Origin of the sequence: Bacteroides bouchesdurhonensis, from assembly GCF_900155865.1 — a bacterium.
Taxonomy (GTDB): Bacteria; Bacteroidota; Bacteroidia; order Bacteroidales; family Bacteroidaceae; genus Bacteroides; species Bacteroides bouchesdurhonensis.
Genome location: NZ_LT707006.1, coordinates 4,232,316 through 4,246,145, shown reverse-complemented (window position 1 = coordinate 4,246,145; position 13,830 = coordinate 4,232,316). Strand labels below are relative to the sequence as shown.

Below are 13,830 nucleotides of genomic sequence, written 5' to 3'. Positions count from 1 at the left end.
ACAGATTCTATCGCTTTGCATTTAATCTCAACAATGAATAAATAGCAGCAAAAAAGATGTTTTATTTATTCGGAAATTTGTAGTAAGTTTGCTCTGCTAACTGAATAGAGAATGGCTTTGCGAAAGATCATACATATAGATATGGATGCATTCTACGCTTCTGTAGAGCAGCGTGATCATCCGGAGCTTCGCGGAAAACCTTTAGCTGTAGGACATGCCGAAGAGCGGGGAGTTGTAGCTGCTGCCAGCTATGAAGCACGTCGTTATGGCGTTCGTTCTGCTATGTCCTCTCAGAAAGCAAAGCGTCTTTGCCCGCAACTGATTTTCGTCCCGGGTAGAATGGATGTTTATAAATCCATTTCCCGCCAGATTCATGAAATCTTCCATGAGTATACAGATATCATTGAACCTCTTTCGTTAGATGAGGCTTTCTTGGATGTGACGGAGAATAAGAAGGATATCTCTTTGGCTGTTGATATTGCAAAAGAAATTAAACTTCGTATTCGGGAACAGTTGAATCTGGTTGCATCCGCAGGAGTATCTTATAATAAGTTCCTAGCTAAGATTGCCTCTGATTATCGCAAGCCGGACGGACTTTGTACAATCCACCCGGAACAGGCACTTGATTTTATAGCTCGCCTTCCTATCGAATCTTTTTGGGGAGTAGGACCTGTTACTGCCAAGAAAATGCATATGCTTGGAATTAGTAATGGACTGCAACTTCGGAAATGCTCATTGGAGATGCTGACTGCTCACTTTGGCAAGGTTGGTGCACTCTATTATGAATGTTCCCGCGGAATTGATGAACGACCCGTTGAGTCTATTCGTATCCGAAAATCCATCGGTTGTGAACGGACCTTAGAAAAGGATATTTCTACACGCTCTTCCGTTATCATTGAACTCTATCATGTGGCTGTGGAATTGATCGAACGTCTTCACCAGAAAGAGTTCAAAGGGAATACTCTGACATTGAAAATCAAGTTCCACGATTTTAACCAGATTACACGAAGCATTACTCAATCACAGGAATTGACGACTTTGGATCTTATTCTTCCACTTGCCAAAGAATTGATGAAAAGTGTTGAATATGAGCAACACCCTATCCGTCTCATCGGACTTTCTGTTTCTAATCCGAAAGAAGAAGCGGATGACCGGCATAGGGCTTGGGAACAGTTGAGTTTTGAATTTAGTGACTGGGACTAAAAACGAAGGGGCTGTTTCCCTCTGATTATCATCAGGTTCACATGATTTGTTTGCCTCGTTTTCAATTAAATATACTATCTTTGTATTACTTAAATGAATAAAACACCTTGAATCGAATGAAACATCTACTTTGTATTTTTTTAGTGGTAGCCTTGGGAAATATCTCCTTTAAGGCGAATGCGTATACTGAACGCAATATGCTGCAAAAAGCAGCGGATGAAACTACGTTGAAAAATGTATTAGTAATGCAACAGGCATGGGTACCTTACCCCGCCTATACGGACCGTACCGCATGGGATGCACTGATGGGACCTAACAAACAACGTCTGATCGAAGCCGGAGAAAAACTTCTCAATTATAAGTGGCAACTCATTCCTGCCACTGCCTATCTGGAATATGAACGTACGGGAGATCGTAAGGTGATGGAGAATCCATATGGAGCTAATACACAAGCTCTGAACACGCTGATGCTTGCTGAACTTGCCGAAGGAAAAGGACGTTTCATTGATCAACTGCTTAATGGAGCATATATGAGTTGTGAAATGAACTCATGGGTTTTGTCTGCTCATTTGCCTTACCAAAGTAGTAAACGTTCGTTACCTGATTTTCGTGAACAGGTAATTGACCTAGGATCGGGTGGCTACGGTGCTTTGATGGCATGGATACATTTTTTCTTTCATAAATCTTTCGACAAAATTAATCCTGTCGTTTCTTTGCAGATGCGTGCAGCAATCAAAGAACGTATTTTAGATCCGTATATGAATAATGATAAGTTATGGTGGATGGCTTTCCATTGGAAACCGGGACAAATCATAAATAATTGGAATCCTTGGTGTAACTCTAATGTATTGCAATGTTTCCTTTTAATGGAGAATGATAAAGACCGTTTGGCTAAAGCGGTATATCGCACCATGCAATCTGTTGATAAATTCATCAACTTTGTGAAATCTGATGGTGCCTGTGAAGAAGGAACTTCTTATTGGGGACATGCAGCGGGGAAACTTTACGATTACCTGCAAATCCTTTCCGAAGGTACCGGAGGTAAACTGTCTCTGTTTGCTGAACCTATGATTCGTCGTATGGGTGAGTATATGTCCCGTTCTTATGTTGGTAATCGATGGGTGGTGAACTTTGCGGATGCTTCAGCGCAAGGGGGAGGAGATCCTTTATTGATTTACCGCTATGGTAAAGCTGTCAATAGTGATGAGATGATGAGTTTCGCCGCTTATCTTTTGGAGGGCAAGAAACCTTATGCGACGATGGGAAATGATGCATTCCGCTCTCTTCAATCATTACTTTGTTATAACGATTTGGGACGAGTCACTCCAAAACACGACACTCCCGACATAACTTGGTATCCTGAAACTGAATTCTGCTATATGCAAAATAAGAATGGTTTGTTTTTAGCAACGAAAGGTGGTTTTAATAATGAAAGTCATAATCATAATGATGTGGGTACATTCTCTTTATATGTGAATACGATTCCTGTTTTTATTGATGCAGGAGTAGGCACATATACTAAACAGACATTTAGCAAAGACCGCTATACCATTTGGACTATGCAGAGCGATTACCATAATTTACCAATGATTAATGGTATTCCGCAGAAGTTTGGTCAGCAGTATAAAGCTGCAAATACCACTTGCAGTGAAAAGAAACACACTTTTTCTACTGATATTGCAGGAGCATATCCGGCAGAAGCTAAAGTTAAAAGTTGGATTCGTTCTTATACTTTGGATGGACGTAAATTGACTATTTCCGATAGTTATGTACTGAGTGAGGTACTTGCTTCAAACCAGATTAATTTCCTGACATGGGGGAAAGTAACCTTCCCGTCTATAGGAAAAGTATCTATCGAAGTAAAGGGACAGAAAGTAGAGTTGAATTATCCCTCTCAATTTAAAGCAGAGCTTGAGACTGTTAAGTTGGATGACCCTAGGCTTTCCAATGTTTGGGGAAAAGAGATTTATCGTATTACATTAAAAACAGAGGAGAAGAAGATAACAGGAAACTATAAATTTGTAATTCAACAGGCTAAATAGAGGAGAACTTTTGACGTTTGTATTGTCAGCTAAATCAAAAAACAGAACTATAGTTCTTATCACTTAATTGGGGAAATTTATCGAGAAATATCATAATAATGCAATAGCTAAAATGTTTACGCTTATGTCCTTTGTTATATAAAATATTTTCTATAACTTGCCACTCTTTATCAGTTTGGTCAATGCAACATCTTATTTCATTACTCTTTAAATATGGTTTGGTCCATATATTTAAAGAATGAGAAAGAAAGGCAATGCTCAACTTATAAATACCGTTATTTAATTTATACAGTTCCTAAATATGGATGAAAGATTTGACATATTCATTAGTTATAAGCGTATAAGTATTGAGACGGCCAATAACCTCTATTACCGTTTAACACAAAAGGGGTATAGTGTCTTTTTTGATTTGGAGGAGATGCGTACAGATAAGTTTCCTCAACAGATAGAGAATTATATCAAGAATGCCAAGGATGTGTTCATTTTATTGGAACACGAGTCTTTGTCTGCTTGTTATAATGGTACCTATAATGATGATTGGTTTTGTAAGGAACTGCAAATAGCTCTAGCGAACAAAAAACACATCATCCCGATGTTGTTGAAAGACTTCGATATGCCTGCTGCCGAAACCCTGCCGGAAGAAATCCGGGGTATAACCGAGTATAATGCTCCTAAGTTTGATATTGCTTTTTTCGATGCATATATAGATAAACTCATTTCCAAGAAAATGTTGTATGCAGAAGCTATCAATAAAGAGTCAAATCTTTCTGTTTTCAAATTCTATTCAACAGAAGATTGTAAGGTATATGAAGGAAAGAAAATAGTATGTACATTGGCGGGACAGTCTGACGAACCTTTCTATTTGTTTGTGAAACGTAAAGGACAATATCGATATAAATGTGTGAATAATTACACAATGGAGAACAAGATCATAAATGTATCTATTGATTCCAATGAAGAACAGTTGGTCGATATATCATGGCCAGAGCGTACGGTGCCACTTCCTGAGAATACAGGTTTTACAAAACCAGTAATAGAAGGTGATACCTATGATGTAATTGTTGGTGTTCATAAATTCAGGATGATTCGTGTTGCTGGTGGAGAAATGTTTGTTGGGGCAACAGAAGAACAGACTGAAGCGGAAGTGAACGAGCAACCTGCCCATAAAATATCTGTTAAAACGTTTTATATGTCGGAGTTTCCTATTACACAAACATTATGGTCTGTCGTGATGGGATACAATAAGTCTCGTTTTAAAGAAGAATCGACAATGAGAAAAATGACAAAAGGAGTATCAAAGGGTATAGCTGTCAGTTGGTTATTTCCAGGTGCATTTTCAACAATAGCTGGTGGCATTTGGGGAGCAATATCAAACCTTGACAACGGACTTCCTGCCGAGTGTATCTCTTTGTTTGAAGCACGTGAATTTGTAAAACGTCTGTCTTCTATGACTAAAATCCAATTCACGTTGCCTAGTGAGGAAGAATGGGAATATGCAGCACGTGGAGGTCAAAAGAGCAGGCATTATAAATATTCCGGAAGTAATGATATTGACGAGGTAGCTTGGTATAAAGATAACTCGGATGGTAAAACGCATCCGGTAGGAAAGAAGAAGCCTAATGAACTCGGATTGTATGACATGAGCGGTAATATTTGGGAATGGACTGAAACTCCGGCTCATTCATATTTGCAAAACAACAATGATATGATGAGCGAATATTTTATCCGTCGTGGTGGCAGTTGGTGGCATGAAGCATGCAACTGTAGAGTGGCTAAGCGATATCCAAGTAAACCGGATAAAAGAACCAGTGGTTTAGGATTAAGAGTAATCATTAGGATAGAAGAATAATATGGGATACCCGGTAATAAATATAAAGTGAAATATGCTTTTGATGAATTACAACTTGAAGATGAAAAGATAGAAGAATTTATGTCTTAAGATAAAAAAGGACTTGTAACCAGCTTTGAACATAACTATTTATTGCCTTCTAAAAAAAATGTAAAAACATCGAAGTGATTGAATGTAAATTTCCTATTGATTTAAAACAAATTTCTTAATGGATAAGATTCTCATGGCGATATCTGAGAAGTAAAAGATGGGAAGCACATGAAAAGTGTCTCAGAGTATATAAAAAAGAGCGGAAGAACCAATTGGTTTTTCCGCTCTCGCTTTGTATAATATAGTGTGTGTTTATTTACATGGTAGGCTGCTGATTCAGCAGTTTTTGAAGTTTACCATTCAAGGCTTGGCACATTGCACCGTTTCCCATTGCTTGATAGCGTTTAATACGGTACTGTAACATCATTACTTTTTCATTTGCATTCTTTTTCATAATTTGTTTCCTCTTTTTTTGCCCTCCACGTTTTGAAGAGCGGTTTTACATCTTGTTTTCTTTATTAACGCTGCAAAGGTACGAAAAGTTCTTGAAATATATGCTGTATAACATAAAATATTTCTTTCTTGTCTGATTTTTATTCTTATAGAGGGGATAAATGCAGAGATATTACAAACCTGTTACATACAAATAAGGTTACTTGTAATTACTTTAAGAAAAAATCTTGTACCTTTCCTCTAAAAAGAAAAATCCCCAGCTCTTATATTCGTATGTAACTTACTTGTATCTAATTAATTATACTTATAGTCCGTAAATTTTCCCACAAAACGCCTAAGACGACAAGTGTTTTGTCGTCCGAAGTAATAAAGTTTGTTACTTTCCTCTTCAGCCTGAAAGGACTACGCCGGTGTCCAATCCCTCTATGGATACAATAATTTTGTAAACGCGCTCCTGTGGCAGCACAAAGGTAATTATGTTGTCGATAGAGGTATATCGGAAAGGTCTATCCGACCCATAACGATTCTAATGCCTGAATATCATTTTGCCATTCCGCCTCCTTTTCAAGACGCTTGAGGTAAACATCTATAAAATCCTCGTCTTTTGTCAGCATGTGCCATACCGCGACCAATAGCTTTCGGGCGATGGCTACTTGTATCTTCATCTTGTTCTTATGGCGTTGGGTGCATTGCACGTAGCTGAAGTTTGAGAAAAAGCAGTTTCGGGTTCTGGATGCGACTCAGGATATTTCAATCAATATCTGACGCAGGAATCGGTTCCCATGCGTCGTCCTGTTGCTCTTGACTTTATTGTTGCTTATATCATTGCGTGGTTTCAATCCACACCATCCTACGAGGTTTGTTGCTTTTTCAAACGGTTTCATGTCAGCCCCGGTCTCCGCAATTATAGCCGAAGCGGCGCGTTCTTTAACACCGGGGATGCTCTGTAGACGTTTGAATTGTTTCGGGAAGTGTTCCTGGCACATGGCAATGAGGGCATTCCTGCATTCTTCGATTTGTCGCTCGATTACCTCTATAAGCTCTGCGTATTGCTTTAACAAACAGATGTCTGCCTGGTGGAAGTCACCCGTTACGGCATCCTTTATGATGTTGCGTCCGTATTTACGCAGAGTTTTTCCATGAATGAGTTTCACCAGCTCCTCAGGGTCTGTTATACCGGTTATTATTGCACGGACGCACTTCTGATAGCTTTTTCCATTGACTCGGGATACATAGTTACTTAACCGAAAACCACATCGCTGTAAAGCAGCGTCCAGTTTATTGGTGTTATACGTCAGGTCTTCATTCAGGTCGAAGATGCGACGGTTATACTTGCGCATGTCCTGCACTGTCTTATCCGGCACAAAGCTTCCCCGAATCAGATTCTTCAACAAGCATTCCGCTATCCATTGGGCATCCTTCACATCACTCTTGCGACCGGGAAGCTGCTTTATAAAATAAGGATTTACCAATTTGAGAGACATGCTCTCGCACAAGGCATTCCACACTGGAACCCAATAGGTCGAAGTGCTTTCCATTGCTGCCTCTGTCACCCCATGAGAAACCATGTCGGAACACATAAGTTGTAAATCAGGAGTCAATGTACCATAAACTTTTGCAAAAATAACGGACTCTGTATTGTCCATCACACAGAGATAAATTGTATCTTTGTGGACATCAAGGCCGGCCACGATTCTGTCTTTGTCCATATTTGAGATTTTTTAGTTACACTCCTTAAATATAGGACATTCATAACAATTAAACGAAGTATGAAGCAGAGTTTGCGGGTTGGCCTCGGTTTTTATTACGCTGGTGTAGAAAAACTCGATTTTTCTATATAATTTTGTACGTAAGTACCCTCATACTTTATATATATGGAATACATAAGCATGAAAACACAGATTCAACTTCTGATTGTACCGATATTGTCGGCGATGATAGTATCTTGTAGTGAACCCCACTTTCTGAAAGAGGAAACGTATCGGAATCAAGTCATTCAAGATTTTGAGCAGAAACAACAAGCTCTTCCTAACGGAGATCTATTTGCTATATTCTCTAATAAAGATTTAACGGCTTCCGAACGGGAAGCCCTCATGTTTTTATATGCTTATATGCCAATAGGTGATGTAACCGATTATCCGGGAGATTATTATCTGGAAAATTTCCGTTTGTCTGAGCAAACTCGTGGAGAAATGCCTTGGGGAAAAATCGTTCCTGATGAGTTATACCGCCATTTTGTACTTCCTATTCGGGTGAATAACGAGAATCTGGATGATTCCCGTAAAGTATTTTATGGAGAATTAAAGGATCGGGTAAAGAATTTGTCTATGAAGGAGGCTATTCTTGAAGTGAATCATTGGTGTCACGAAAAAGTTGTATATCGTCCGAGTGATGCCCGTACCAGTTCTCCGCTAGCTTCGGTGAAGACGGCTTACGGTCGTTGTGGAGAGGAATCTACTTTTACGGTGGCTGCACTTCGGGCAGTTGGGATTCCTGCAAGGCAAGTGTACACCCCCCGTTGGGCGCATACAGACGATAACCATGCTTGGGTAGAGGCTTGGGCAGATGGTCAATGGTACTTTTTCGGAGCCTGTGAACCGGAACCTGTATTGAATTTGGGATGGTTTAATGCACCTGCCAGTCGGGGAATGCTGATGCATACCAAGGTCTTCGGGCGTTATAACGGACCGGAAGAAATTATGCTTGAAACACCGAACTATACTGAAATAAATGTAATAGATAACTATGCTCCGACTGCGAAGGCGTTAGTAACGGTTACTGATACAGACGGTAAACCGATAGCGGGAGCTAAAGTAGACTTTAAAGTCTATAATTATGCGGAATTCTATACTGTTGCTACCAAATATACCGATGCCAACGGGCAAACTTCATTAACAGCAGGTAAGGGAGATATGTTAGTATGGGCTTCTAAAGATGGTCAATTTGGATATAGTAAGTTATCTCTCGGAAAAGAAGATGCGCTTGTTCTTACGTTAGATAAAAAAGAAGGAGAAACATATACTCTTGATTTGGATATTGTCCCTCCTGTAGAAGGAGCCAATCTTCCGGAAGTCACTCCTGGACAACGGGCAACGAATGATCTCCGTTTAGCGAAAGAGGACTCAATCCGTAATGCTTATGTGGGTACCATGATGACAGAAGAACGCGCGAAAGCTGCTCTTTCTACTTTTAAACTAAATGAGTCTGAAATCGATAAGATGGTTAAAATATTAGTCGCTTCACGCGGTAATTACCAAACGTTAATCGATTTCTTGAAAAATGCTGCCGGTGAAGGAAAAGAGGACCTTGCGATAAAATTGTTACGAGTTCTTTCTGCTAAAGATTGGAGAGATGTTTCAATTGAAGTATTGAAGGATCATTATCAGAATGCCCCCGATCCACAGAAAGTAAGGCTGGGTACAAGTGTGGAAATTATTAATCCGCGTGTAGCAAATGAAATGCTGACTCCGTACCGTAGTTTTCTGCGTAATGCGATTCCACAGTCGGATGCAGAAACTTTTGTGAAAGATCCTACTCGTTTAGTGGAATGGTGTAAGAAGGAAATTAAGATAGATAATGATTTGAATTCACAACGTATTCCTATTTCTCCGGAAGGAGTGTGGAAAGCGCGTGTAGCAGATGAAAAATCACGTGATATATTCTTTGTTGCAATGGCACGTACATTAGGCATTCCGGCATGGATCGATGAAGTGACGGGTAAAGTGCAGTATGTGGATATGAATCCTTTTATGGAAAATGGAAAGCAAATAAATTTAAAAGAAGGACGGACATTAGACGTAAATTTCAATGCAAGTACTCCTGTTCGAGCTTCTACCGGATTGTTGTATGCTACTTATCATCCTATTCCTTCTTTATCTGATCCTAAGTATTACTCTCATTTTACCCTTTCTAAATATAAGGATGGAACGTTCCGGCTTTTGAATTATGATGAAGGTGATGTGGATATGGGGGGAGGTGCTACCTGGTCAAATCTTTTGAAGAAAGGTATAAGATTGGATGCTGGTTACTATATGCTTGTTTCAGGAACGCGTATGGCTAGCGGAGCGGTGCTATCCCAGGTTAGCTTTTTCAATGTAGAGCCGGAAAAAACAACTACAGTGGATTTGGTAATGCGTGAAAGTAAAGACCAAGTTCAGGTAATCGGAAACTTCAATTCAGAGTCATTATATCGCCCTATAGGAACAGAAAGTGGAAACAACCTGACTAGTGAAAGTTGTGGAACTGTTCAGGGAGACATTAAGGATATGGCATCACAAAGTCTTCTTCAGGCTTGCGGACGCGGATATTTTGTTGTCGGTGTGCTAGGAGTAGGGCAGGAGCCTACTAATCACGCTTTGAGAGATATTGCCGCATTAGGTAGTGAATTTGAAAAATGGGGTAGAAAGATGGTATTTCTTTTCCCTTCCGAAGAACAATATAAAAAGTTTCGTCCTGCTGAATTTCAAGGATTACCATCTACTATAATATATGGCATCGACATTGATAACAGTATCCAGAAACAGATTGCTGAATCGATGAAATTATCCAATCAAACTATTCTTCCAATGTTTATCATTGCTGACACATTTAATCGGGTAGTTTTTGTCTCACAAGGATATACGATTGGGTTGGGAGAGCAGTTGATGAAGGTGATTCACGGATTATAATGGTAGTATTGTTACTTATCTATAGATTTGCATAAGGCTTGTATCGTATCCGTAACTCTTTGGGCGGTCGTTACATTTCGTTCGTATTCGTTGATATGTATAGTGCCGCCCATAGATACTGATTCATTTTTATAATTCATATCACTTTTGATTGTTTCACGGCCTGAGAAATGGAATTCTTCAATTCCCGTATCTCGGGCAATATGGGAAATATTCTTCTCATTTACTCCACACCCCGCAAGTAAAATGATTCTTCCTGCTGCTTGTATCTGTAGCTCTTTGAGGAGAGGAATACCAAGTTCAGCTGTAGATTGTTGTCCTGAGGTTAAGATGCGATTACAACCTAATTCTATTATTTGTTCTAAAGCTTTCCGGGAGTTACGACATACATCGAAGGCGCGGTGGAAAGTAACAGATAACCCTTTGGAAGCTTGCATTAATTGTTGCATTGCCGGAAGATCGATTTCCCCCTCAGCCGTTAAACAACCAAATACAACTCCATCTGCTCCTATCTTTCCAGCTGTCTCTATGTCCATTAACATCGTTTTTATTTCAATGGGAGAATAAAGAAAGTCTCCTCCCCGGGGACGGATAATAACATGTAGACGAGTTGTTGTCAGTAATTCACGTGCAACAGAGATTTCTCCATAAGAAGGAGTGGTTCCTCCTTCAGGAATACCAGCGCATAGCTCTACCCGGTCGGCTCCACCGGCTTGTGCAGCCAAACAGCTCTCTATTGAGTTGGCACAGACTTCAAATTGATACTTTTTCATGAGTGATACTAGTTATTTAACGATAGGACCAGATATTAAAAAAGGGCGAATACCTTCGCCCTTGTATGAATCTTCTTTTGAATGTTTTTATTTAGCGAAGCTTACCGCACGTGTCTCACGAATTACGGTGATTTTCACTTGTCCCGGATAAGTCATTTCATCCTGGATTTTCTTAGCGATTTCACCGGATAAGCTTTCTGTTTGTTTGTCGTCGATCTTATCAGCACCAACGATTACACGAAGTTCGCGTCCGGCTTGGATAGCATAAGTCTTGGTTACACCTGGATATGACATGGCCAATTGTTCCAGATCATTCAAACGTTTGATGTATGCTTCCACGATTTCACGACGAGCACCCGGACGAGCACCAGAGATAGCATCACATACCTGTACGATAGGAGCTAACAAGCTAGTCATTTCCGTTTCATCATGGTGAGCACCGATTGCATTACAAATATCCGGTTTTTCTTTATACTTCTCAGCCAATTTCATACCCAGCAATGCGTGTGGCAATTCCGGTTCTTCATCAGGCACTTTACCAATATCGTGCAACAGTCCGGCACGTTTTGCTTTCTTTGGATTCAGACCAAGTTCCGAGGCCATAACAGCACAAAGATTTGCAGTTTCACGAGCATGTTGCAGCAGGTTCTGACCATAAGAAGAACGATATTTCATCTTACCGATGATACGGATCAATTCAGGATGCAAACCATGGATACCCAAGTCGATAGTCGTACGTTTACCTGTTTCAATAATTTCTTCTTCCACCTGTTTACGCACTTTGGCTACTACCTCTTCGATACGTGCCGGATGGATACGTCCGTCAGTCACAAGCTGATGGAGTGCCAAGCGGGCAACTTCACGACGAACCGGGTCAAAAGCAGAAAGTACGATAGCTTCCGGAGTGTCGTCTACTACGATCTCAACACCGGTAGCAGCTTCCAACGCACGAATATTACGTCCTTCACGACCGATAATTCGTCCCTTGATTTCGTCCGATTCAATATGGAATACAGTTACAGAGTTTTCAATAGCAGTTTCAGTAGCTACTCGTTGGATAGACTGAATCACAATACGTTTTGCTTCCTTGCTGGCAGTCAGTTTGGCATCATCCATAATATCGTTGATGTACGACTGTGCCAGGGTTTTAGCCTCCTCTTTCAGCGACTCTACCAAACGTTCTTTAGCTTCTTCAGCAGACAAACCGGAAATAGTTTCCAATTTCTCGATTTCCTGATGTTGCAGTTTATCCAGTTCTTCCTTTTTCTTATCTACTATGACAAGCTGAGCTTCCAGGTTTTCCTTTACAGCTTCCGCCTCCATTTTCTTACGTTGAATCTCTTCCTGGCGCTGGTTAAGGACCATTTCACGCTGTTTCAACTTGTTCTCAGCTTGTTGAATCTTCTGGTTACGCAGTGCCACTTCCTTTTCCAAATCAGCTTTCTTGTTCAGGAACTTCTCCTTCACTTCCAGTAATTTGTTTTTCTTAATTACTTCCGCTTCTGTCTCTGCTTCTTTCAGGACATTATCGTATTTGGATTTCAAACCGTATCTAAACAGTACATACGACAGGACTCCTCCTACGATGAAGCAAGCAATTGCTGTTGATATTGTTGCTATCATTCTACATTATAATTTAAATATATAAATAAAAACGCACCGCCAAACATCAGAACAATAGAATGTTCGGATATTATGCAGTGCGTGGTTGTTTTCTCTTATCAGCGAACGACTGGGATTTCTTATTCCTCTTTGAAATAATTTTCCAGCAATTCATTTAGTTCTTGTACCTTTTCCGTAAACGGACTAGTATCATTACGTTGCTTCAATTGCAGTTTCTCCAACGAAAACTGATAGGCCACCATGGCAATAATCTTTTCCGGTTCAAGATTCTTATAATATCCCCGGTACGCATTAAGCCTGATGTTTACCTGTTTAGCAGCTTCCCGTACCATTTCTTCTTCCTCTCGGTTGATAGTAAGCGGATAGTTAGAATCTGCTATTTGCAGGTTTATCTTTATTTTATCGTTCATACATCTTACTTATTTATTCATTTAATAAAGCGATGCATTTATCGACTTCACGCACTAATTTTGACAATCGCAGTTTCGTCTCTTTCACGTCACTGCCGTTAAGGCTGATTGCCGTAGCTGTTTTTAGGTTTGTATAGCTGACTTTTAATTCATCATACTGAGCTTGTATCTTCTCGTTCTTCAGTCTTTCAATCTCAAGAAGTCTTTTCAACTCGGCATTTTCACGTTTGATTTCATCATGCAAAAAAATCAAATGCCGTAGCTGCGTTTCAAAGGTACTCAATAACTTTTTATCTTCTTCTGTCATCACTACACCAAAATTGTACACAAAAATACGATTAACTCTGATATTACAAAAACTTTTTTAGAGAAAATGTTCTTTTTTGCTTAAAAATAGCCGGAAGCAATGAAGAAAGGGGGAGATGAATGTATCTCATCACACAGTAAGTCGTATGTATACTCTAATTTAAACTAATGTATATTCTATATTAATTTTATAGTTATTCTTATTCGTTCCACAGTTGTTATCTTTTGGTCCCATGAAATAGTGATCGTGAATCGAGATGTTAGATTTAGCTTTTTGATTCATTCCCATAGGGCTTTAAATAACTGTCGTGTTTTTAGTAGTATTGAACTTTTTGATCGTTTCAATAATGATGAAATTTACATGGGATGTAAGGCTTCCATTGATAAATTAATTAGAAAAGAGAAATATTGTTTTTAGGGAATGAATTAACCTTTTATATCAGATTTAATCTGATTTTATGTGGATTTGAATCA

Annotated in this window: 9 protein-coding genes and 1 pseudogene; 4 read left to right on the top strand and 6 right to left on the bottom strand. The window is 39.5% G+C overall.

The features are described from left to right. Positions 1 to 111 precede the first annotated feature (111 nt). From dinB to CZ225_RS18620, 3 genes are all read left to right on the top strand, one after another. On the top strand, positions 112 to 1,203 hold the full coding sequence (dinB, locus tag CZ225_RS18630) for a DNA polymerase IV (RefSeq protein WP_077154977.1): 1,092 nt from the start codon (positions 112 to 114) through the stop codon (positions 1,201 to 1,203). A 107-nt stretch (positions 1,204 to 1,310) separates the two neighbouring features. Continuing rightward, positions 1,311 to 3,245, top strand: a complete 1,935-nt coding sequence (locus CZ225_RS18625) for a heparinase II/III domain-containing protein (protein WP_083714671.1) — start codon at positions 1,311 to 1,313, stop codon at positions 3,243 to 3,245. Between the two features lie 301 nt (positions 3,246 to 3,546). Beyond that, entirely contained in the window at positions 3,547 to 5,094 is a 1,548-nt protein-coding gene (locus CZ225_RS18620; RefSeq protein ID WP_077154975.1) for an SUMF1/EgtB/PvdO family nonheme iron enzyme, read from the top strand. A gap of 346 nt (positions 5,095 to 5,440) precedes the next feature. Here the strand turns inward: CZ225_RS18620 and CZ225_RS23960 are convergent, their stop codons facing one another. Together CZ225_RS23960 and CZ225_RS18615 are read right to left on the bottom strand one after the other, a co-directional pair. Next, on the bottom strand, positions 5,441 to 5,578 hold the full coding sequence (locus tag CZ225_RS23960; protein ID WP_168770337.1) for a hypothetical protein: 138 nt from the start codon (positions 5,576 to 5,578) through the stop codon (positions 5,441 to 5,443). A 505-nt stretch (positions 5,579 to 6,083) separates the two neighbouring features. Continuing rightward, positions 6,084 to 7,286 (bottom strand): annotated as a pseudogene (locus tag CZ225_RS18615) (IS110 family transposase). A 180-nt stretch (positions 7,287 to 7,466) separates the two neighbouring features. Between CZ225_RS18615 and CZ225_RS18610 the strand changes: the two are divergent. Further along, positions 7,467 to 10,244, top strand: coding sequence for a transglutaminase domain-containing protein (locus tag CZ225_RS18610; protein WP_077154974.1), 2,778 nt, complete (start codon positions 7,467 to 7,469; stop codon positions 10,242 to 10,244). Positions 10,245 to 10,255: 11 nt separating this feature from the next. Here the strand turns inward: CZ225_RS18610 and CZ225_RS18605 are convergent, their stop codons facing one another. From CZ225_RS18605 to CZ225_RS18590, 4 genes are all read right to left on the bottom strand, one after another. Beyond that, positions 10,256 to 11,017, bottom strand: coding sequence for a copper homeostasis protein CutC (locus tag CZ225_RS18605; protein WP_077154973.1), 762 nt, complete (start codon positions 11,015 to 11,017; stop codon positions 10,256 to 10,258). A gap of 87 nt (positions 11,018 to 11,104) precedes the next feature. After that, entirely contained in the window at positions 11,105 to 12,640 is a 1,536-nt protein-coding gene (rny, locus tag CZ225_RS18600; RefSeq protein WP_077154972.1) for a ribonuclease Y, read from the bottom strand. Between the two features lie 119 nt (positions 12,641 to 12,759). Beyond that, on the bottom strand, positions 12,760 to 13,050 hold the full coding sequence (locus CZ225_RS18595) for a cell division protein ZapA (RefSeq protein WP_077154971.1): 291 nt from the start codon (positions 13,048 to 13,050) through the stop codon (positions 12,760 to 12,762). A gap of 13 nt (positions 13,051 to 13,063) precedes the next feature. Next, positions 13,064 to 13,357: a hypothetical protein gene (locus tag CZ225_RS18590; RefSeq protein ID WP_077155888.1), complete on the bottom strand. Its 294-nt coding sequence runs from the start codon at positions 13,355 to 13,357 to the stop codon at positions 13,064 to 13,066. Positions 13,358 to 13,830: the final 473 nt, after the last annotated feature.